The organism is Paenibacillus tritici (genome assembly GCF_013204885.1).
Taxonomy (GTDB): Bacteria; Bacillota; Bacilli; order Paenibacillales; family Paenibacillaceae; genus Paenibacillus_AQ; species Paenibacillus_AQ tritici.
Genome location: NZ_JABMKX010000009.1, coordinates 249,789 through 272,015, shown reverse-complemented (window position 1 = coordinate 272,015; position 22,227 = coordinate 249,789). Strand labels below are relative to the sequence as shown.

Genomic DNA, 22,227 nt, shown 5'->3' with positions numbered 1-22,227 from the left:
TCAGTACGAAGGATACCTTCCCCCGCCCGGCGTCACCCCTTTCAAAGGCTTTTCATCACATATTGCTATAGATACTGAACATTGGCAGCATAATGGCTGCCACAATTATACCGACTACTCCCGCCAGAAAAGCTATCAGCAGCGGCTCAAGTAAAGACTTCAGCCGGTCAACCGTATTTTCGACATCCATTTCATAGAAGTCAGCTATTTTGGACAACATCTGGTCAAGCGCACCTGTCTCTTCACCTATGGCAATCATTTGGGTAACCAGCGGCGGAAAGACCCAGGCTTTCTTCAAGGGTTCGGACAGCGGTTTACCCTGTCTAAGTGAATCACCCGCGCTGCGAATGTACTTTCCGATCACCTTGTTGCCCGCAATTTCTTCAACAATCGCAAGTGACTGTAGAATCGGCACCGAGCTGGCATACAGTGAGGAAAAGGTTCGAGTGAACTGGGCAATAGAACCCTTCTGGTTCAGCTTCCCGAACACCGGCACCTTCAGCTTGGCGTAATCCAAAGCATAAGCTCCCTTCTCTGTACGCTTCGTTATCTGAAAGGCCACAAAGATCAGGATGAGACCCAGCATCCAGAAATACCACTGTCCCTGAATACTTTTGCTTAGCGTGAGTACAATCTTGGTGATAGCTGGAAGCTCCGCATTCATTGATTCGAACATCGTTACGAACTGCGGAACGATAGCCCACAGCAGATAGATAACGGCCGCCACAGCCATAACACCAACGGTGATCGGGTACATCAGCGCAGATTTAATTTTCTCGGTAGTAGTATGCTGTTTCTCAAAATACATCGCCAGCCGTTCGAGTGTCCCCTCCAGGTCACCGGTTTCTTCGCCTGCCCGCACCATACTTACGAACAAATGCGGAAATATCTTTTTGTGATCCTGTATCGCTTGTGAGAATGCTATCCCCCGCAGAAGGCTCGAACTGACGTCCTGCAGAGCTTTGGCCAGCGGCTTGCTGTCTGTCTGGTCGGCCAGAATCCGGGTCGCATCAACGATGGACACCCCTGCCCGGATTAGCGTTGCGAACTGGCGGCAGTAAATAATGAAATGAATCGTTTTTACCGGATTGCCAATATAAATCTCCATCGACAGGATAGAGTTTTTCTGTTCACTCAGCGAGAATACAGTAAGTCCCCGCTTACGGAGCTCCTCCATCGCTATCGACTTGTCCTGTGCGGTCAGCTTCCCTTTGAGTTGCTTGCCGGCAGGGGTCTTAACCTGATACTCAAATTGTGGCATCAGAATTCACCCCCGCAAGATAGGTTTTGGCTGCTGCCGGTTCGATAAGTCCCATGGCCAGATATTCACGGATGTTCATATCCAGCGTGTGCATTCCCTGGGCTCTGCCAGTCTGCATTATATTCTTAATCTGATGCGTCTTCTCGCTCCGGATCATGTTGCCGACTGCAGGAGTATTCATCATAATTTCAGTTGCGCATAGTCGTCCTTGACCTTGAGCGCGCGGGAACAAACGCTGGGAGACAACCGCGAGCAGCACAGAAGCCAACTGTAAGCGAATTTGATTCTGCTGATGTCCGGGAAAAGCATCAATGATCCGGTCAATTGTCTGCGGTGCATCTGAGGTATGTAGGGTCGCCATGACCAGGTGGCCTGTTTCTGCGGCGGTAACCGCTGCCGATATCGTCTCGAGGTCGCGCAATTCTCCAAGGAGAATCACATCGGGATCTTGCCGAAGCGCTGCCCTTAAGCCGTTGGGGAAACTGGCCGTGTCGCTTCCAATCTCTCTCTGATCAATGATGCAGGTCCCGTGGCTGTGCAAAAATTCAATCGGATCTTCCAGTGTGACAATGTGTTTCCGTTCGCTCCTGTTAATATGATGTATCATCGCCGCGAGCGTGGATGACTTGCCACTCCCTGTCGGTCCGGTTACCAGAATCAGCCCCTGCGGTTTCAAGGCCAAGGACGAGAGTATTGGCGGAAGCGCCAGCTTCTCCAAGGTAGGAATATCCGCCGGGATACTGCGGGCTGCGATACTGATACCTCCCCGCTGGCGGTATACGTTCACCCGGAACCGGACTCCGCCCTCCAGCGGGTGAGAGAAGTCATATTCGCCCTTCTCCCGAAACTCCGGTTCTCTCTCAGGTCCCAGCAGGTCAAGGGCCATCTGTTCAGCTTCGCCGGGACCCACGAATGTCCCCTCCACGTTCTCAAGCCTGCCGTCAATCCGTAGCACAGGAGGCGAACCTACGGAGATATGCAAATCTGATGCGCGGGAGGAGTACGCCAAGTGCAAAAGCTGTGTAATCGTTCTGGCTGTAACCGGCAATAGGTCTCCTCCTCATCGTTAATGGGTTACTGTCTCCCGCAGCACTTCCTGCAGAGTCGTCATTCCTTGGGATACTTTAAGCAACCCGTCCTCCATCAATTGGACCAGACCACGTACCTTTGCAGCGGAGCGTAGCTCTTCCACAGAAGCGGAGTCCGTAATCAATTGACGCATGTAATCATCAATGGTCAATACTTCATGAATGGCAATCCTGCCTCGATAGCCGGTAGAGTTGCAGCTTCCACAACCGCTTCCCCTGTGAAGTGTATCCGTGCGGAGTCCGTAACGTTCAAGCATAATTGCTTCCTGCTGAGACGGCTTATAGGTCTCCTTGCAGTCTGTGCAAATTTTGCGCACCAGACGCTGGGCAACGACACCGATCAACGATGAAGCAATCAGATAGGGCTCGACGCCCATATCCCGAAGCCGGGATATACTGCTTACAGCATCGTTAGTATGTAGGGTTGAGAGTACCAAGTGCCCGGTGAGAGAAGCGCGGACTGCAATCTCAGCAGTTTCGGTATCACGGATCTCCCCTACCATGACAATATTGGGGTCTTGACGGAGTATAGATCGTAACCCTGCTGCGAACGTGAGACCGATGGCCGGATTAACATGTACCTGATTGATTCCTTCGAGCTGATACTCAACAGGATCTTCAACCGTAATAATATTGACATTCTCCTGGTTCAGCTCGCTCAGCGCAGAATATAATGTTGTCGTCTTTCCGCTGCCGGTAGGCCCTGTAATTAGCATAATGCCATACGGACGTCCAATCATTTCCTTGAACACCATCGCATTACCTTCACTGAATCCCAGCGTATCCACTGCTTTGATACCGGTACTGAGATCCAGCAGCCGCAGGACTATTTTCTCCCCGTGCATCGTCGGCAATGACGATACACGAATGTCGATCATCTTGTAGTCGAGCTGCATCTTGATCCGGCCGTCCTGGGGAAGGCGGCGCTCAGCTATATTCAGCCGTGCCATAATTTTGAGTCTCGCCGTAATAAATCCCTGCATCTGCTTGGGAATCAGCCGCTCAGTGCGAAGCGTTCCGTCAATGCGGTAGCGGATGAGCAGATTATTCTCACCCGGGTCCACATGAATATCCGATGCCCGCAGCTGAACTGCTTGCTGAATCATCTGGTTGACGAGCCGAACGATGGGCGATTCCTCATCTGTAATTTCCGTCTCCGTAATCTCTTCCTGGGTTGGCAATTCAATCAACATCTGGTTCATAGAGTCACGCATACCATAATGCCGCGCAATAGCGCGCTGCAATTCGTCTCTGGTTGAGATGGCCGGCTCAATCCGGAACCCCGTACTCATCCGCAGATCTTCAATTGCGAAATAATCCAGCGGGTCTGCCATAGCCACCATCAGCTTCCCCCCCTCCTTCATGAATGGAAGCACCTGGTATCGCTTGGCCATACTTTCCGGAATAATCTGTGTTATCGCCGGATCAATATGATATTTATGCAGACTGACATGGGGGATGCCCAACTGGAACTCCAATACCTCGATTAACTGCTGCTCCGTAATGTACCCTTGTGAGATTAACAGGTCGCCCAGTTTGCGCTTGGTTTTGCGCTGATCTACCAGTGCCTCCTGGAGCTGTTCCTCTGATATAATCCCGTTCTCTACGAGTAAATCTCCCAGTCTTTTTTTTATGATTGCCAAGTGCAGCTCATCTCCATGCCGTGTGGAATATGGAAAATATTAAAAAGTTAAATATCAATATTTTGATAGTTTATTTTGAAAATATAATTCTAAAGTCTTAAATTATAGGGTATATTTACACATTCCATCATTGCCTATATGTGTAATTTATCCTAGAATGATATATAGCATATTATAGGTGATCTTACAATAATTTTGGGCAAGAAATACTATTTTGTGAGACAAAACGACTATTCAATCTATTTTTTCGATAAACGGAGGAATTGATGATGAAGGAAATGTTCGCGATGAGAACACTGGTTCTTTTCGCTGGAGTCGCAGCATTAATCGTGATGCTAGTTTTACTAGTTCAGATGTTCAGCCCGGATGTGGCGGCATCCAATAACGACTATCCAATGCGCATTCTGGAGATCACCGACCCCACCAGCAGCAGTCTAAGTTCGGGCGGCAGTGAGCTGGAAGAGCTTAAGAGACTGTCCAATGTTACAGTGGATACAATGACGATGAAAAGATTCGTATCGCTGCGCGAAGACTGGGACGGCAAATACGATGCAATATACATAGGCCAAGGAAGTTTTAATAAGTCGCTGGTCTTCAGTTCTGCTAATACTAAAGATACCGACCGGGACAAAGCTCATAATACGCTCGCTGTCCAGAACGATATCACCAGCCTGAAGGCCAAAGAGATAATTGATTTCTATATTAACAAGGGGCTTTATGTCTACTTCCAAGAGGACACCTTTGCCATTCAGGATAAAGATAAGAATCTTCAAGGGAAACTGTATGCCTCTTTTAATGTTTATCGCACAGCTGCCGGTGCAAAGAGCAACGTAATGTTTCTCACCAGTACTACCCGGAGTAACCTGATAACCGGAATCAAGACCCGTACGGTTCCTACTATTACCGGGCTCGTCCGGCGTCCGTTACTTACGATTTCCAATAAGTCAGAGCTTAAGAGTTACTTGACCAATTCTACTGAGTCATATGGACCAGGCGATACCATGGCATTCGGGATCAAGCTTGATAATGTGCCTAATATTGCTACTACCCCTGTCAGGGTAAGGTTGTATATGAATATGGATTCTTCGATTCCTATGACTGAGGATCATGTGGTCGCTTCACTAGAATTGAACTCAAATGAAGGAATACTCCGCTACACGCTACCCGACACTTATACTGGACTGCTCTATTGGAAGCTGGAGGTAACTGATACCTCAACGAACCTCAAAGCCTTTGACAGGGACGTAATCCGTTTTACCGGTGTTAAGCCTATTATTAAGGTGCTTCAGGTCATGCCTTCAGGCCGTTCTGACAGTTCGCTCCAGAACAATCTCAATATGAATCAGAATTACCTGAATACCAGCAATTATCAGCTTTCCGTATCTACAATGAACATGAACACTTTCAATACATATATTGCCGATAATTCTAAAGATCCTCAGCATGGTCTTAACGGTGTGTATGACATGATTGTCTTCGGATTTCAGGATATGTATGACCGGGTAACTAACCCCATGCTTTCAAAAGAAGCCGCCCAGGCAGTCTATGATTTCGCCAATACTACCAAACAAAGCATCATGCTCACTCATGATACGATTTATGTTGATGATCCATCCGATTCCAACTTCTGGGGCGATTATTTCCGTGTGCTTGTCGGCCAGACTTCAAGAACTTACCTTGGGGGGAATGCAGTTAATACTTCCTCCAAGGTGGTTCCAGTGAACAACGGTCTGCTGACACAATATCCGTTTAACCTTAACAGTGCCGGCAGCGTCTACTATCCTGTAGCCGAAACGCATGACCAGTTCTTCATGCTTGATCTGGAGCGGGCGGATGTAGTGCCTTGGTATAATATTAAGAGTGAATCTGGCAAAACCAAGCGTGATGTCGATGATAGCTACAACCACTTCTACACCTACTCTGTTGGTAGCATTACCTTCTCTGGAACCGGACACAGCAAAAAAGGAGATATTAATAGTAATATCAAATTCCCGGAATGGGAACAGAAGCTGTTCGTCAATACCATGTACAGGGCTTTTGCCGGAGCTAATCACGCTCCCGAGATCACGGTGAACTCCCCTGCCGAAGGCAGCGTCATCCCGTCATATGCCAATGAGATCTTGGTGGATTACAGTGCAAGAGATTTTGATCTAAATGACCGCAACCTGAAGACCTCCATACGCTTTAAAACCGGGGGGAATTATCTAAATAGTATTGGTGTAAATGATGCCAGTCTTCAGTCTGGTCAGACAATCAGCCGTTCCTTCACTAATCCGCTTCCGAACGGCGGAGATCTACAAATTGAGATTAAGGCCTGGGACAGCCATGGTGCGCTGGCAACCAAAACGATTAACGTAACAATCAAACCAGCCACCTCCAGCCTGACAGCTACACAATCCTTGCCTGCAGATATCATTGACGGCCAGATTGTGCGGGGAAAGAATGTGGCTGTAACCTACACGATTACTCCAAAACCGATTCCTTTCGCCCAAGCAAAAATCACAGCAAATGTCGGAGACAGTCAGGTTATTTCCAATATCATCTTTTCAGCGAACCTTCCAGCCGGGCTGGAAATTGTCGAGTCGTCCTCACCCATTAATACAACCGGGACAGTGGAATCCGGTTACAGCATACTTAAGAAATTAGATGATATTTGTTATACCCTGCAGACCGGAACTAACGGCATTAAGACATTCATTCCTGACCCAGGTCAGGAAGTTTCATTCTCGATTACTGTATCCCCGCAAAAAGGCGGAGATTTCACATTAAACACAGCTTCTCTGCAGTATGATGAGCTTCATGCTATAGCTAACGGTTCTCAACTGGGAGTCGGTCTTGATTACAACCTGGTGGTTGTAAACAATCAAACAGCTGCTACTATCAACAATCTTTCGATTAAAGGGCGGGTAGCTGTAAGTGGGGACGTCGATTTTCGCAATATCAGCGGTGGAGCAACCATTAACGAGAACGCAAACGGTGACTATTCTCAGAATGCTCTAGTAGTCGGAGGAAATCTCTACTACAACAACAATATCACTATCAACGGCAACGCCGTATACGGGGGGAATTACTACTACAGCGGTGCTGCTACTACGCAATCTATCCGGGGAAAGGTCGTTAAGGGATCACCTATCGACTTCACCTCGCTGCGTGACAGAATGATGATTCTGACAGCAAGACTCGGCGCGCTGACCAGCAATGGTTCAGTAGAATCAGCCTATGGCACAATTAAACTTACAGGCACGGGTGAAGCCAAGCTATATGTATTCACTGTTCCGGCTGATATGGTTGCTTCCGCAACCAGCTTAAATATATCCGTGCCTCAGGGTTCAACTGTGCTCGTCAATATTGGAGCAGGCAGCAGCAGTGTCAAAATGGCACTCAACACCAATCTCAGTGGAGTCGACCCGGGTCATGTGATGTACAACTTTCCAAGTACTGAGTTATTAGAGCTGCACTACACCCTTAGAGGTACGTTTTTAGCTCCACATGCAACGGTTAGTTTTGACAACGGAGAACTAACTGGTCAGGTTATCGCTGGTTCAGTTACCAAGATGACAACTTTATTCTACTCACCGTTTAGTGGAACAATTCCGCTTAATGAAGTGTTAGTACCTGGTAATGCAGTATTTTCTCCAGAGTTACAACTGCATGTGGCAATCTGGGTTGAGCAAATCACACTGCCTGATACAGATATCCTACTGAATGATAAACCCTTGCGTATAGTTGCTACAGAAATTTCACCTGCGGATGCGACTAATAAAATATTAAGTTGGAGCTCGGCTGATCCGTCAATCGTGTCTATTGATCCTATAAGCGGAGATATTACCGGTAAAAGAACTGGTTCCGTTGAGATAACGGCTACCGCTACAGACGGAAGCGGAGTCACAGGAAGAGCTACCATCACCGTCAAAGATCGCAGCCTGAGGATTGAAGGTGGAGATACTCCGGTTAGACCTGATACAAATGTTGGCCTTGTGGCCATTTATAATACGATTCTGGAGAAGAACATTTCGTATAGCTGGAAGGTTTTTGATGCAAACCATAAAGAGGTAAGCAGTTATATCCAGGCTACCGCTGAGAACGCAGTATTCAATGCACCTGCATCCGGTAAATACACCGTTCAGGTTTCTGTCTCCAGCGACAAGGCTAACGTTACTGCCGACAAAATCATAACCGTAAGCACTCCACTTGAAGCATTGACGATTTCGGGCAATGGAAACTCGCTGCCAACGAGGGGGACTCTTAATCTCACGGCAATCCTTACACCGGTAAATGCGGATGATACCTCCTTGGAGTGGAGCTTCTTCAATCCGAACGATAGCCAATTTGCCGAGCTCAAGCCTATTCCCGGAACGAACCAATGTCAACTGGTTGCAAAAGAGGTCCCCGGCAAAACAATTCAGGTTGTTGTACAAGACAAAATCAGCAAAATCACCAGTCCGCCTTATGCTGTAAATATTACCGGTCTTTCTGGTTTGGAGTTCAGCCAGTTCAGCCACACTATATATGTAGGCGATCCTCCCTTTAACCTGGCGGATCTGCTATGGACAATACCCCGCACCGTTTCCCTTGTATCCATTCTGAATGACTTGACCTGGACCAGTAATAACCCGGCCATTGCTTGTTTCTCCAACGAGGGAATAGGTGCAATTACAGGAAATAAAAAGGGTTCGGTGATGGTGACGGTCACCTATTCGGCTCCAGGATTGAGACCGGTAACGGCAACTATCGAAGTCATAGTCAAGAACCGCGAGACCAGCCTCAATGAGGGAGATCTCTATTAGTCCCTTGAGGTGAACCTTTATACCAAATAAAAAGACTTTCCGAAATTCCGTTCTAAACGGAACTACAGGGAAAGTCTTTTTTTGTCCAACAAAACAGGTTAACTTTTCAAATTAATTTGCACTAACAAGTCTCATCGGGCTTACAGCTATATTTACCTTACGGACCCGAGGCAGACTGGCTTGCTGATCAGTGTAAACTTTGTAATTGTAGATTACCCGGAAACGCTCCCGTGCTCTCGGTTCCGTAACTTGCGGTTCCGAGAAGATCAATTTGCTGGGATTTACTTCTCCAAGCGGTTCAGACGTATTGCCCAGCACCGCATTTACTGTTAAATCTCCTTTTGAGAAAAAACCGCCCTTCAGCCAGAATATCGAACCTACTCCATAAAGCTTAGCTTCATCATCCGTATAAAAAAATGCGTTCATTTCATCTGGATCTGCATTGGAAAACGCATCAATTCGGTTTACCAGCACTGGCCCCTTGGAGATCAGTACCAGTTCTTTTTTATCAGTACCCGTCCCCAAGCCGCTAATTACAGCATCTTCCACAGTAGTGTGACCCAGCACAAACATCGTTGAATCGAAAGACACATTGCCCTTAATCGTTACATTACCGGTGACCAGAATGTTTGCTTTTATGGAGATGAAATCGGCTTTATTGTTCATGATATTCAAGTTACCGTCCACTACAATCCATTTGGGTCTGCTGCCTCTTTTAGCCGCTTCAGTGAAAGTTATTCCGAAGAAGTCGTTACCATCAATGGTGAGATTGCCGTCAACCCGGCAGGATTGATTCATATCCATGAAGAAACGGTGGTAAGCTTCAAGCTCATTGTCATACTGGTCAAGCCTTGACTGATAATCCAGGTCGCTCTCCCCCTCGCTCTGTGCGGGTTTTTCCGGAGGGAGAGCTATCGTCTTGACATCAATAAGACTCCCGGCCTTCAGCCATTGGGTCAGCTCGCTCGGGCTTTTATCTCCAAGCCAATCCCTCAGTGCTTCCGCTGCATTGTCATTCGAGGGGGAAGTAGCTTCAACCAGCTTATCAACAAAAGATTCCTCAACATTGATCTGTACAAACTTTTTCTGCTCCTTGATTTTGACCTTGTCCAGACTGATCCCCATGATATCCTTAACGGTTTGCTTCATATCAGGGCTGTCGGCCAATATCTTGGATTCTCCACCATTCCCGGATGGTTCAAAGACATGGTATTCAATATTGTTAAGGGACTGCACATACACCTCTCCCAAATTCGCAGGATCTATTCCATTCGGCTGTATTTGCGGAAACATCGTTGGTTTTTTCAACCCGGAATCCCCAAGATACTTATATTCTGCCCTATTAGAAACAATCAGTTTGTCACCTGCGTATATATTTCCTTTTAGCAGCGGAGCTCCATTCAGATAGACATTCTGTTCGGAACCGAAGGCATATTTCAGAAAGTCAGGGTAGGTATCAATTGTGATTCGCTGTTGCAGTGTACGTTGCACTCCATTTACCAGTGCTGAAGCCTCTACATCAATATAATATTGTCTTGTCTGCTCACCAATGCTCTTATCTTTGTATTCAATGTAATCAATCATGCCGCTACTGCCCATACCAAGTTCAGTCGATACATTAAGTCCCTTCTTATCAAGCCCGCTCAGGACATCCTCTAGCTTGTCCGGATTAATATCGGTTATTTTTGCTAACCTGGCTTGTATATAAGCAGTGGACTCATCCAGACCTTTTTGCGCCAAGTGTAGACTTTGGACATCATTCTCCCTGGTCTCTGTCCGAACGGCTCCACCGACAGTCGCACTGAGTACCCCCATCCCAAGAATCGTAAGCAGCAGAACGATAAACATAACCAGGACTAAGGCAGAGCCCCTCTCTGAACGAAACCGCTGTCTCCAGCCTCTGTTTTTAGAACCCAAATTGACTATCCACATTCAACTCATCCCCCTCTGATGCTCCACCTTTGTAGTTTAATTTAAGCTGGATTCGCACCAGACCGGATTCATACAATGCGTTCGGATTCGATATATTCTCGTCCACTTTGGTTACAGCTATGGTCGACCCCGCTAATGCAGAGTCCAAATGAAGTGCTGCTGTGCTCCCCGGGCCAATTCGTGAGTCACCGATTTCAATATCATTGCCGTCTACCTGAATACGCAACGGATCACTGTCTGATCTTAGTAGCATAATTCCTGAGTTTGTACTCTGAATTTCCTCAGGCCCATAGGTATACAGTTGTGTAATAATTGACGACATTACAAGATCAGCTTCATCACGTAATTTATTTTCTACCGTAATTTTATGGTAGCTTCGGAAACCGAACATAGTCACGGAGCCAATAATTCCGGCCACAATGGCAAATAGACTGATGGCAGCGATCAGTTCAATCAGAGTAAAACCGCCCTCATACTCTGCTGTATTAGCGTATCTCTTCATTGCTGATATATCCCTCCACCTCTACTGGTGCCGATGGGCCCCTCCCGGAATCACGGGTAACCACGACCTTAACTGGAAGCAAGTAGTTTCGGAAATCCAATTCATCTAACCCCTTTTGATACATGACATTAATGCTGTAATCCATTCCGTTAACTTTGGGATGTAGTACATGAGACAGAGTCTCCGTGTTAAACGCCTTCCTGTAGGCCGCTCCTTCGTCGCTGAGGGTATCACCGCAGCTCCCAATCTTACACACATCCGCTGAAAGTTTATCTGACTTCTCCCTGAAGAATTCCACCGTTTTTCCAAAATCCTGCTTCTCCATATAAAACAGCGCGTTCCGTGCCAGATTGACCATGATCGTCTTGTTCTGGTTGGATTTCGAATAGGAGAGGGCGTTGGTGAAGTAGGAGGTCAGGACCAGGGATACTATGGATAAAATAACGATGGCGGCCAGCACCTCAATCAAGGTGAAGCCTGCTTCTGGGCCCCGCTCCCGGCTTCGGTTCCCTTGGTCTTTCCAGGACATTGTGTTCGCTCCCCATACTCTATTAGATTCCATCATTGATCAGTCCCATGCAGTAGAATACAGGCATCGCTCCCCTGTTGCCTGGATCGCATCCATGCCTATAGTCCTGCTCATTCTCTGTTTCTCTGAATCTTTCTACCTACTCCCATTATATTCTTTCCTCTTGGGGACCAGCAATGCTTGTTGATAATAAAACTAGAGAAATCTACAATTTATCTCCGGTTGGGGCTGTGCTATCATTTGGGCAGAAAGGGGATATGTACAATGGCTTTGATTGAATGCAAGTTCTATTCGGAGGTGCTGGGACTCAGTACTTCGATGACTGTAATTCTGCCGCAGCAGACTACCACGCAGATTGGAATGAGCAACGTATCCAGGGGCAAGCTTCACCCCACGTTGTACTTGCTGCACGGCTTGTCTGATGATGATTCGATCTGGCTCCGCCGGACTTCGATTGAGCGTTATGTGGCGGAGATGGGGATCGCCGTGGTTATGCCGCAGGTACACCGCAGCTTCTACACCGATATGGCGGCAGGCGGACAATATTGGACGTTTATCAGTGAGGAATTACCGGCGCTGGCCCGTTCCTTCTTCCCCCTGTCTCCAAAACGTGAGGATAACTTCGTAGCAGGGCTGTCGATGGGCGGTTATGGGGCGATGAAGCTGGGGCTGCGCAAGCCTGAGAACTGGGCTGCAGCTGCGAGTCTGTCGGGAGCACTTGATATGGCGCATAATTACTTGAACTTTGAAGATTCAGCGCAGAAATCCAAGGATTATCTGCAGGTTTTTGGAGACAAGGACATTACTGGCACTCCAGAAGACCTGCTGTGGCTGCTTCAGGAGGTTAACCGCTCCAAGGGGCCGAAGCCGCTTCTCTATCAGTGCTGTGGCACCGAGGATTTCCTCTATGAGGACAACCAGGTCTTCCGTAAGGCCTGCGCCAAGACCAAGCTGTCTCTAACCTATGAGGAGGGGCCGGGCCAGCATGAGTGGGGGTATTGGGACACCAAGATCCAGGATGTGCTGAAATGGCTGCCGCTAAGCAAGTAGAGTGCTCCTGATTGTAAGCGGATACGGGTAATTCAAGTAACCCTTTTATCTATTAAGTGAAGTATATAATCCTATGGTTTGGAAAAAAAAAGACTGTCCTACCGCATCTAACCGATGCAAGTGGACAGTCTTTGATTTATCTTCTATATCCGCTGCCAGCATTGGCGGCTCTTACTCTGTATTACTCCGCAGCATTCCCATGCTGCTTCACCCATTCACCAGCGGCCAGCAGGGCGGCCTCGGCCCGTTCAATGGCGGACTGTACCTGGACTGTAGCTGTGCCTCCGTATACATTACGGGCGTTCACAACAGCCTCGGGCTGGAGAACCGCATAGATCTGATCGTCGAACAGCGGCGAGAACTGCTTGAATTCCTCCAGCGTCAGATCCAGCAGGAATTTACCTTCGTTGATACAGTACAATACAGTCTTGCCGATCACTTCATGCGCCTGGCGGAACGGCAAGCCCTTGCCCACCAGGAAGTCTGCGATATCGGTCGCGTTGGAGAAGTCGGTGTTCACCGCTTCGCGCATCCGCGCCTTGTTCACCTTCATGGTGGAGATCATCGGCGCGAACAGCTGCAGCGCTCCGGTAAGCGTAGCTACTGTATCGAACATGCCTTCCTTATCTTCCTGCATATCCTTGTTATAGGCCAGCGGCAGCGACTTCAGTACGGTCAGGAGTCCGATCAGGTTGCCGTAGACACGGCCTGTTTTGCCGCGTACCAGCTCCGGCACATCCGGGTTCTTCTTCTGCGGCATGATGCTGCTGCCGGTGCAGAAGGCATCGTCCAGCTCCACGAAGCTGAATTCTGTGCTGCTCCACAGCACCAGCTCCTCGCTGAGCCGGGACAGGTGAGTCATCACCAGCGCTGCATTCGCCAGGAACTCCACGATAAAGTCCCGGTCGCTGACCGCATCCAGGCTGTTCTCATAGACCCCGTCGAAGCCAAGCTGCTCGGCCACGAAGTGGCGGTCAATCGGGAACGTCGTTCCCGCCAGCGCCCCTGCACCGAGCGGCAGCACATTAATCCGCTTGTAGCTGTCGGTCAGACGCTCCGCATCGCGGCGGAACATGGACACATACGCGAGCAGATGATGCGCGAACAGGATCGGCTGTGCCCGCTGAAGGTGGGTATAACCCGGCACAATGGTCTCTATATTGTCTTTGGCCTGCTGGATCAGCGCATCCTGCAGATCATGCAGCAGCGCTACGAGTTCCACCACACGGTTACGCAAGTACAGGTGCATATCTGTAGCCACCTGATCATTACGGCTGCGGCCCGTGTGCAGCTTGCCGCCGACCGGGCCGATCTCTTCGATCAGGTTCTTTTCAATATTCATGTGGATATCTTCATCGGCTACGGAGAACACAATCTCACCCGCCCGCACCTTCTCCAGCACCTTGGTCAGTCCGTTCTTGATCGTCTCCACATCATCCTGCGGCAGAATGCCGCATTTGCCCAGCATCGTGACATGCGCCAGACTGCCCTGCACATCCTCTTCCGCCAGCACTTTATCGAATTCGATGGAAGCCGTATACTCCTCCACCAGCTTGTTGGTCCCTTTGGTAAAACGTCCGCCCCACAGCTTGCTCACCTGTTGTTCCTCCTCGGTTGACGTTAGAAGGGCCGCTCCTGTCCGTATGGGAGGAACGGCCTGCTTCTATCCGCTTCTATTGTGTCTGATTCTATAAAATGCCGCCGAGCGGCCACCTTCTGCTACTTGTTAGACTCTGCTACGCCAGCGGATACCTTCAGACGGAGCGCATTCAGGCGGATGAAGCCAGTTGCATCGCCCTGATCATAGGCTTGGGTAGGGTCTGCCTCCATGGTGGCGATATCCGGATTGTACAGGCTGACCGGACTCTTCACTCCGGCGCCAATGATGTTGCCTTTGTACAGCTTCACGCGTACGGTACCGGTTACGTTTTTCTGGCTCTCCTTCACCAGAGCCTGCATCGCAATGCGTTCAGGTGCGAACCAGAAGCCGTTATACACAAGCGTGCTGTAACGGGTGATCAGACTGTCGCGCAGATTCATCACTTCACGGTCCATGGTGATGGACTCCATTTTGCGGTGAGCAGTGAACAGAATCGTGCCGCCCGGTGTTTCATACACGCCGCGGCTCTTCATGCCGACAAAACGGTTCTCCACCATATCCACACGTCCGATCCCGTGCTTGCCGCCAAGCTCATTCAGCTTCTCCATGACCTGCAGCGGGGATAACGGCTCGCCGTTCAGCGCCACGCAGTCTCCCTTCAGGAAGTCCAGCTCCAGATACTCGGCTTCGTCCGGCGCATCCTCCGGGGCATTCGACAGCAGGAACATTTCTTTGTTCTCCGGTGCGCTTGGATCGAACCATGGATCTTCCAGCACGCCGCTCTCATAGCTGATGTGCAGCAGGTTGCGGTCCATCGAATACGGCTTGGCTGCGGAAGCCTGCACGGGGATACCGTTGGCTTCAGCATAAGCGATCATCTCGGCCCGGCCCGGGAACTGGTTGCGGAACTCTTCCAGACGCCAAGGTGCGATGACCTTAATGCTTGGCGACAACGCAGCGGCATTCAGTTCAAAGCGCACCTGGTCGTTACCTTTGCCGGTAGCTCCGTGGGCAATGGCTGTAGCGCCTTCAGCGATGGCGATATCCACCATACGCTTGGCGATCAGCGGACGGGCAATGCTTGTTCCGAGCAGATATTGTCCCTCGTAGAGAGCGCCTGACTGGAACATCGGATAGATGAAGTCATTCGCGAATTCGTCGCGCAGGTCATCAATGTAGACTTTGGACGCGCCGGTGGCGAGAGCTTTCTCCTCCAGGCCGTCCAGCTCTTCCTTTTGACCGATATCGGCTGTAAAAGCAATAATCTCCGCATCATATGTTTCTTTCAGCCATTTCAGAATGACTGAGGTATCCAGCCCGCCGGAATAGGCGAGTACTATTTTTTCTTTTGCCATGGGGGTTTAGCTTCCTTTCGGTGTGGGAGGTTATAAGATAAACTGCAACATCATAAACGGGTTTTGGGCGTCACTACAGAGAATATTTGGACTTCCGGCCGCTGTTGTCTACAGATTTCTTGATTTATAGCCGCTGATCGCGGTTGAAATCCGCAGACAAAGGCGGACGCTGACGCTCCTACAGTTCCAAAATTCCCCTTCGTTCCTTCTAAACCCTCTTACTTAAGTTCCCGTTGATCTTATATATGTGTTTTGTATATACAATTAAATTACTTTAACCCATCGCTTCCTGAGGGTTAGGCGTGCCCCGATTAAGGTGCAGGTGGTAGGCATAATTGTACTCTGTACAACTAAATCGTCTGATATAACGCAGAATGTGCGTTTAGCTGTATTTCGTGCAATTAAAATGCCCCTATACCTGGATTCTCGCCCCTTCGGGCAGATATAGTTGTACAGAATACAGTTAGAAGAGGACAACCTTTCGTTTCACTGTTTTTAGTTGCACAGAATACACTTATCTCTAAATGTCCGCTTACAACGTAACTTCACTACCTTACCGCATTCATGGAATGAACTCATTTCTGTGCTCCTGATGCTCTGCAAGGCTCCACCTACATCTAGCCCATCAAAGCCGCCATAAGCGCCTTCTGCGCATGAAGACGGTTCTCTGCCTGATCGAAAATCACAGAGTTCGGGCCGTCGATCACGCCGGTGCTGACCTCTTCCTCACGGTGGGCCGGCAGGCAGTGCAGGAACAGATAATCGCTCTTCGCACCCTTCACGAGCTCCTCGTTGACCTGATAGTCCTTGAACGCCGCTTCACGCGCCAGCTGCTCGGCCTCGAAGCCCATGCTTGCCCATACATCCGTATAGATCACATCAGCGTCCTGGACCGCCTCCTGCGGGCTGCGGGTAATCGTGATGATCGAGCCTGTCTCTTTGGCGATCTCGCGTGCCTCGGCCACTACAGCCTCGTCCGGCCCATAGCCCTCCGGTCCGGCAATAGAGACATGTACACCCAGCTTGGCGCCGCCGATCAGCAGAGAATGTGCCATATTGTTGCCGTCGCCGATATAAGCCAGCTTCAGGCCCTTCAGCTTGCCCTTGTGCTCGTAGACGGTCTGGTAATCCGCCAGCACCTGGCAGGGATGCGCCAGATCGCTAAGGCCGTTGATTACAGGAATCGAGGCATAACGGGCCAAATCTTCCACTTTATCATGACCGAACGTACGGATCATGATACCGTCCAGGTAACGCGACATGACCTGGGCCGTATCACCAACCGTCTCGCCGCGTCCGAGCTGGATGTCATTTTTGCTGAGGAACAGCGCATGACCGCCAAGCTGATACATGCCTACTTCAAATGACACCCGTGTACGGGTAGAGGATTTCTCAAAAATAAGGCCGATCGTCTTGCCCAGCAGCGGCTGGTAGACCTCACCGTTCTTCTGCTTGCGCTTCAGCTCAATCGCCAGGTCAATCAAATACGTGATTTCCTCCGGGCTGTAATCGTTCAGCTCGAGCAGATCACGGCCTTTGAGCTGTGCGGCAATCGTCTCTGTAACGCCTGTTGTCCCCTGACTCATGAACTTACCTCCCCGTTTGCTGTATTAGCATAAGTATGAATTAGTTCCGAAAGGATGTCCACCGCCTGATCAATTTCAGCGGTAGTTACATATAGATTAGGCAGCAGCCGGATGACATTCGGTCCGGCCTGAACGAACAGCAGTCCGCGCTTCTGTCCGGCGAGCACAATCTCAGCCACCGGCTCCTTACATTCGATGCCGATCAGCAGGCCTTTGCCGCGAATCTCCTTCACGAATGGGGTATCCGCCAGCTTCTCTCTGAGCAATCCGCTTAAGTAGTCCCCCATCTCCGCAGCCCGCTCCGGCAGCTTATCTTCCAGCATCGTCTCAATCGTCGCTTCCATCACCGCTGCGGACAGCGGTGTGCCGCCGAAGGTGCTGGCATGGCTGCCCGGGCTGAACGCCTCGCGCAGGTAACCCTTGCCCAGCATGACGCCTGCCGGGAACCCGCTGGCTACGCCTTTAGCCAAAGTGAAGATATCCGGCTCAATGCCGTAATGCTGATGGGCGAACAGCTTGCCCGTCCGGCCCATCCCCGTCTGGACTTCGTCCACGATGAGCAGTAATCCGTGTTCCTTGCACAGTGCCACTACTGCATCCAGGAATTCCTGCTGCACCTCAAGGACGCCGCCTTCAGCCAGCACCATCTCCAGCATGATCGCTGCTGTATGCTCCGTAATCGCTGCCTTCAGCGCCTCCAGATCATGGAGAGGAACGGTCTTGAAGCCTGCCGGAAGCGGCAGGAAGCCTTCTTTTACCTTCGCCTGTCCGGTTGCTGTCAGCGTAGCCAATGTGCGACCGTGGAAGGACTGCTCGAACGTGATGACTTCATAACAGTCCGCCCCCTTCACCTTCTGGTGATACCGGCGTGCCAGCTTGATGGCCGCTTCATTCGCTTCCGCTCCGCTGTTGCAGAAGAAGACCTGATCCGCACAGCTATTCCCGGTGAGCAGCGCAGCCACCCGCTCCTGACCCGGAATGTGGAACAGGTTCGAGACATGCCACAGCGTATCAATCTGCGCCTTCAGCTTCTCGCCCACCTTCTCCGGGGCATGACCCAGACTGGTTACGGCCAGCCCGCACATGAAGTCCAGGTACTTGTTGCCTTGGTCATCCCATACCCAGCTGCCCTTGCCCTTGACCAGACTGAGATCATATCTGGCGTAAGACGGGAATATCGCACTCAGCCTGGCCGGAGCTGGAGCAGCCCCCTGTTCCTGCGTTTCCGCTGAACGTCCCTGCGGCGCCCCTGTCAAAGAATCTTGTTCTGTCTGCGTAAGCTCACTCATTCTTAGTCACTCTCCCACCATGCTGCTGCCGGATTCCCGCCAGCGCGTCTAATTTGCTTGTCACTCTGCTACGGAACTACGAATACCTGTCAAAATGTCTTTCCGCCCTGTCTGCTGCATTTCCTATCGGACAATCCGCGTCCCCAGCGCTTCGCCGCCCAGCACCCGGCTGAGTACACGCGGCTCCTTGCCGTCTACAATGATAACCTCTGACACCTTGCCCTGAATGCAGTCCATGGCTGCGCGCACTTTGGGAATCATCCCGCCGTAGATTTCGCCGCCTGCAATCAGCTCTTCGATCTGCGCCACGGTCACGGACGGAAGCACTACCTTCTCCCCGTCCACCGTGTGCATAATTCCCGGCACATCCGTAACTACGATCATACTCGGTGAGCCTATATAGGAAGCCACCGCTCCGGCAGCGGTATCCGCATTGATATTGTACCGCTGGCCTTCGCTATCCACTCCGACCGGTGCAATGACCGGAATATAGCCCATCGCGAGGATACCCGTCACAATCTCCGCCTGGACCCCGGTCACTTCACCTACCAGACCGACTTCGTTATGATTGGCTACAGGACGCGCCATGATCAGGTTGCCGTCTACGCCCGACAAGCCGAGCGCCTGTCCTCCGCTGGCCTGAATCCGGCGGACAATCGCCTTGTTGATGCTGCCGGACAAGGTCATCTCGACTACATCAAGCACCTCTTCCGTCGTCACCCGCAGGCCGTTCACGAAGCTGCTCTCAATGCCGAGCTTCTCCAGATTGCCGGAGATCGCCGGGCCGCCGCCATGGACAATGACAGGCTGGTTCCCGCTGAGCTGCAGCTCCCGCAGATCCTCGAAGAACGAATCCGGCAGCGCAGCCAGCGTACTCCCGCCGCATTTCATCACGAACAGGCCACCACCCGGCTGCTTCTCTATAGAATCCAACGACATCTCACTTACCTCCCTGTATATGCTGAACCTTAGAACTTAACGCAAAGCTCAGTCGTCACTACGGTGGATATTTGGACTTCCGGCCGCTGTTGTCCCCAGATTTCATGAATTAACCCGCTCTTCGCGGTGGAAATCCGGTGACAAAGGCGGTCGCTACCGCTCCTGCAGTTCCAAAATCCCCCTCCGATCCTTCTCGCTTTTTGCTAATCTCCATCCCTTACAACTACGTACGGTAAGCCGCATTAATCCGCACATAATCATAGGTGAGGTCGCAGCCCCAGGCAGTAGCGCTCCCGCTTCCGTCTGCTAGCGTTACTGTAATCAGCACCGTGTCGCTCTTTTGCAAATAGTGCAGAGCCTTCTCCTCATCAAAAGCCACCGGACGCGACCCGCGCAGCACCTCGATCTCACCCAGCTGAATATCTACCCGTTCCGGCGAGACCGGAACTCCTGCGCGCCCTACGGCAGCGATAATCCGCCCCCAGTTGGCATCCGCACCGAAGATCGCCGATTTCACCAGACTGGAGCCGACCACGGTCTTGGCAATGGCTGCCGCTGCATCCTCATGCACTGCGCCGCTAACCTGAACCTCAATCAGCTTCGTCGCGCCTTCCCCGTCCCGGGCAATCGCCATCGCCAGACTCCGGCACACATGCGTGAACGCTGCGGCAAAAGCCTCCCAGTCCGGATGCAGCCGCGTCAGCTTCTCATTCCCGGCCAGCCCGCTCGCCATAGCAATCAGCATATCATTCGTGCTGGTATCGCCGTCCACGGTAATCATATTAAAAGTAGTGTTGGTAGCGCTGCGCAGCAGGTTAAGCAGATCTTCGCCATCAATGACCACATCCGTAGTCATGAACCCCAGCATCGTCGCCATATTCGGGTGGATCATCCCGGAACCTTTGGCTGCACCGGCAATGATAACCTCAGTCCCGCCTACTGATACTTTAACGCAGCTTTCTTTTTTGACCAGATCCGTTGTCAGAATTGCCTGGCTGAATTCCTCCGCACCGGAAGCACCGCCCTCCAGCTTCTCCGGCAATGCCGCAATCCCGCTGCGCACACAGTCCATCTTCAGCAGCTCGCCGATTACTCCGGTTGAAGCCACCGCCACATCCAGCTCATTCACGCCCAACTGGCGGGCAGTGGCAGCGCGCATCTCGTACGCATCCGCCTCCCCCCGATCACCGGTACAGGCATTGGCATTGCCGCTGTTCACGATTACCGCCTGCAGCGTTCCGTCCGCCAGACTCTCCCGCGTCACCTTCAGCGGAGCCGCCTGAAAAACATTCGTCGTATACACCGCAGCAGCCGTCGCCGGCACCTCGCAGAGAATCGCGGCAAGGTCATTGCGCTCTGTTTTTTTGAGACCGCAGTGCAGGCCTCCGGAAGTGAAGCCCTTGGGTGCAGTAATGCTGCCGCCCTCAACAATGGTATATAATTGTTTCTCGCTCATGTGTGTGTTTGACCGCAGCTTGTTATGGATACACTGGTGTGTAACCAAGACCACGGGTTTCCTCCCATCCCATCATCAAATTCAGGTTCTGAATCGCCTGCCCTGCCGCGCCTTTTACGATATTGTCGATAACCGACACAATGGTGACCCGTCCGGTACGTGCGTCTGTCGCGAAGCCGATATCGCAGTAGTTCGATCCGCTGACTTCCTTCGTCGCCGGAATTACTCCGGGCTCGCGCACCCGCACATAAGGTCTGCCTGCATAATACTTACGGTATAAGTCTACGAGTTCCTGTTCGCTGTGTTCCCCAATCAGCCCGGCATACATCGTCGTCATAATCCCCCGGTTCATCGGCACCAGATGGGTAGTGAAGGTTACGGTGACCTTCTCCCCGGCAACATCGGTCAGCACCTGCTCAATTTCCGGAATATGCTGATGTTTGTTGATTTTGTAGGCTTTGAGGTTCTCGTTGATCTCGGCAAAATGCACCATCAGGCTCGTTCCCCGCCCGGCCCCGGACACCCCGGATTTCGCATCAATAATGATGCTGTCCGGCTTGATCCAGCCTGCCTCAAGCGCCGGAATCAGTCCCAGCAGCGTAGCTGTCGGATAACAACCCGGGTTCGAGATGAAGTCCACTCCCGCCGCATGTTCGCCGTACACCTCACATAAGCCGTATACCGCCTGCTGCAGATACGCTTCCGGAGGAGCCGGATGCTTATACCACTGCTCATACTCTGCGCCATCCTTCAGCCGGAAATCCCCGGACAGATCGACAACCTTGAGTCCTGCATCCAGCAGCCCGGGCACCAGCTTCGCGCTCACTCCCGAAGGGGTAGCAGTGAATACGACATCCGCCCTACTGGCAATCTCCGCTGCATCCACGCCATCCAGCTTACGCTGCACGATCCCCGTCAAATGCGGAAAACCTTCCTCAATCAGCGCACCAGCACTCGAAGAGGAGATGACCGAAGTTATCTCTATATCAGGGTGGCCCTGCAAGAGCCTGATCAGCTCCACGCCCCCATATCCCGTTGATCCGACAATCGCCGCTCTCAGCTTGCCTGTCATTGTCATCCCTGCTTCCCGTTTCTCATTTCTACCATTATCGCCCATGAATAACCGTCCTGCAAATATGTATTATTATACGACCGAATTAATATAAATACAACATGTTACGTTAACTTTATTCAGTCCTTCTCCCGCAAA

General features: G+C 51.0%; 15 protein-coding genes. 2 read left to right on the top strand and 13 right to left on the bottom strand.

The window, feature by feature from the left end; translation table 11 throughout:
- Positions 1-55: 55 nt before the first annotated feature.
- Genes HQN87_RS17955 through HQN87_RS17945 form a run of 3 tightly spaced genes read right to left on the bottom strand, consistent with a single transcriptional unit; the run spans position 56 to position 3,992 of the window.
- Positions 56-1,261 carry a type II secretion system F family protein gene (locus HQN87_RS17955; protein ID WP_173136208.1) on the bottom strand — a complete coding sequence of 402 codons (1,206 nt, stop codon included), beginning with the start codon at positions 1,259-1,261 and terminating at the stop codon, positions 56-58.
- Complete coding sequence (locus HQN87_RS17950) at positions 1,248-2,309, bottom strand: type IV pilus twitching motility protein PilT (protein WP_173136206.1); 1,062 nt, start codon at positions 2,307-2,309, stop codon at positions 1,248-1,250. The genes HQN87_RS17955 and HQN87_RS17950 overlap by 14 nt, the downstream gene beginning before the upstream one ends.
- An 18-nt stretch (positions 2,310-2,327) precedes the next feature.
- Positions 2,328-3,992 (bottom strand): GspE/PulE family protein, encoded by a 1,665-nt coding sequence (locus HQN87_RS17945; RefSeq protein ID WP_173136204.1) that lies wholly within the window; start codon positions 3,990-3,992, stop codon positions 2,328-2,330.
- Between the two features lie 287 nt (positions 3,993-4,279).
- On the opposite strand from HQN87_RS17945, the gene HQN87_RS17940 reads away from it, so the two are divergent.
- On the top strand, positions 4,280-8,779 hold the full coding sequence (locus tag HQN87_RS17940; protein WP_216857348.1) for a collagen-binding domain-containing protein: 4,500 nt from the start codon (positions 4,280-4,282) through the stop codon (positions 8,777-8,779).
- 111 nt (positions 8,780-8,890) lie between these two features.
- Here the strand turns inward: HQN87_RS17940 and HQN87_RS17935 are convergent, their stop codons facing one another.
- From HQN87_RS17935 to HQN87_RS17925, 3 genes are read right to left on the bottom strand one after another with little or no spacing between them, the layout of a single operon-like run.
- Positions 8,891-10,627, bottom strand: coding sequence for a hypothetical protein (locus HQN87_RS17935; RefSeq protein ID WP_173136200.1), 1,737 nt, complete (start codon positions 10,625-10,627; stop codon positions 8,891-8,893).
- 58 nt (positions 10,628-10,685) lie between these two features.
- Positions 10,686-11,213 carry a PulJ/GspJ family protein gene (locus HQN87_RS17930; protein WP_173136198.1) on the bottom strand — a complete coding sequence of 176 codons (528 nt, stop codon included), beginning with the start codon at positions 11,211-11,213 and terminating at the stop codon, positions 10,686-10,688.
- Entirely contained in the window at positions 11,197-11,742 is a 546-nt protein-coding gene (locus tag HQN87_RS17925) for a type IV pilus modification PilV family protein (RefSeq protein WP_173136196.1), read from the bottom strand. The genes HQN87_RS17930 and HQN87_RS17925 overlap by 17 nt, the downstream gene beginning before the upstream one ends.
- Positions 11,743-12,006: 264 nt before the next feature.
- On the opposite strand from HQN87_RS17925, the gene HQN87_RS17920 reads away from it, so the two are divergent.
- Positions 12,007-12,792 carry an alpha/beta hydrolase gene (locus tag HQN87_RS17920; protein WP_173136194.1) on the top strand — a complete coding sequence of 262 codons (786 nt, stop codon included), beginning with the start codon at positions 12,007-12,009 and terminating at the stop codon, positions 12,790-12,792.
- A gap of 181 nt (positions 12,793-12,973) precedes the next feature.
- Here the strand turns inward: HQN87_RS17920 and argH are convergent, their stop codons facing one another.
- The 7 genes from argH to argC all read right to left on the bottom strand — a co-directional run bounded on the left by argH (position 12,974) and on the right by argC (position 22,089).
- A complete protein-coding gene (argH, locus tag HQN87_RS17915) occupies positions 12,974-14,389 on the bottom strand; it encodes an argininosuccinate lyase (RefSeq protein ID WP_173136192.1) in 1,416 nt (471 codons plus the stop codon).
- Between the two features lie 122 nt (positions 14,390-14,511).
- On the bottom strand, positions 14,512-15,747 hold the full coding sequence (locus HQN87_RS17910) for an argininosuccinate synthase (RefSeq protein WP_173136190.1): 1,236 nt from the start codon (positions 15,745-15,747) through the stop codon (positions 14,512-14,514).
- Between the two features lie 617 nt (positions 15,748-16,364).
- Positions 16,365-17,333 (bottom strand): ornithine carbamoyltransferase, encoded by a 969-nt coding sequence (gene argF, locus HQN87_RS17905; protein ID WP_173136188.1) that lies wholly within the window; start codon positions 17,331-17,333, stop codon positions 16,365-16,367.
- Positions 17,330-18,622, bottom strand: coding sequence for an aspartate aminotransferase family protein (locus tag HQN87_RS17900; protein WP_173136186.1), 1,293 nt, complete (start codon positions 18,620-18,622; stop codon positions 17,330-17,332). The genes argF and HQN87_RS17900 overlap by 4 nt, the downstream gene beginning before the upstream one ends.
- 123 nt (positions 18,623-18,745) lie before the next feature.
- Positions 18,746-19,561, bottom strand: a complete 816-nt coding sequence (gene argB / locus HQN87_RS17895) for an acetylglutamate kinase (RefSeq protein ID WP_173136184.1) — start codon at positions 19,559-19,561, stop codon at positions 18,746-18,748.
- 223 nt (positions 19,562-19,784) lie between these two features.
- Entirely contained in the window at positions 19,785-21,017 is a 1,233-nt protein-coding gene (gene argJ / locus HQN87_RS17890) for a bifunctional ornithine acetyltransferase/N-acetylglutamate synthase (RefSeq protein ID WP_173136183.1), read from the bottom strand.
- Between the two features lie 22 nt (positions 21,018-21,039).
- Positions 21,040-22,089 carry an N-acetyl-gamma-glutamyl-phosphate reductase gene (gene argC / locus HQN87_RS17885; protein ID WP_173136393.1) on the bottom strand — a complete coding sequence of 350 codons (1,050 nt, stop codon included), beginning with the start codon at positions 22,087-22,089 and terminating at the stop codon, positions 21,040-21,042.
- Positions 22,090-22,227: the final 138 nt, after the last annotated feature.

Excerpts from the sequence above, each read along its gene's own strand:
- HQN87_RS17955 (WP_173136208.1), bottom strand. The coding sequence starts at position 1,261 with ATGCCACAATTTGAGTATCAGGTTAAGACCCCTGCCGGCAAGCAACTC.
- HQN87_RS17940 (WP_216857348.1), top strand. The coding sequence starts at position 4,280 with ATGAGAACACTGGTTCTTTTCGCTGGAGTCGCAGCATTAATCGTGATG.
- HQN87_RS17935 (WP_173136200.1), bottom strand. The coding sequence starts at position 10,627 with ATGTTTATCGTTCTGCTGCTTACGATTCTTGGGATGGGGGTACTCAGT.
- HQN87_RS17930 (WP_173136198.1), bottom strand. The coding sequence starts at position 11,213 with ATGAAGAGATACGCTAATACAGCAGAGTATGAGGGCGGTTTTACTCTG.
- HQN87_RS17925 (WP_173136196.1), bottom strand. The coding sequence starts at position 11,742 with ATGTCCTGGAAAGACCAAGGGAACCGAAGCCGGGAGCGGGGCCCAGAA.
- HQN87_RS17920 (WP_173136194.1), top strand. The coding sequence starts at position 12,007 with ATGGCTTTGATTGAATGCAAGTTCTATTCGGAGGTGCTGGGACTCAGT.
- HQN87_RS17910 (WP_173136190.1), bottom strand. The coding sequence starts at position 15,747 with ATGGCAAAAGAAAAAATAGTACTCGCCTATTCCGGCGGGCTGGATACC.
- argF (WP_173136188.1), bottom strand. The coding sequence starts at position 17,333 with ATGAGTCAGGGGACAACAGGCGTTACAGAGACGATTGCCGCACAGCTC.
- HQN87_RS17900 (WP_173136186.1), bottom strand. The coding sequence starts at position 18,622 with ATGAGTGAGCTTACGCAGACAGAACAAGATTCTTTGACAGGGGCGCCG.
- argB (WP_173136184.1), bottom strand. The coding sequence starts at position 19,561 with ATGTCGTTGGATTCTATAGAGAAGCAGCCGGGTGGTGGCCTGTTCGTG.
- argJ (WP_173136183.1), bottom strand. The coding sequence starts at position 21,017 with ATGAGCGAGAAACAATTATATACCATTGTTGAGGGCGGCAGCATTACT.
- argC (WP_173136393.1), bottom strand. The coding sequence starts at position 22,089 with ATGACAGGCAAGCTGAGAGCGGCGATTGTCGGATCAACGGGATATGGG.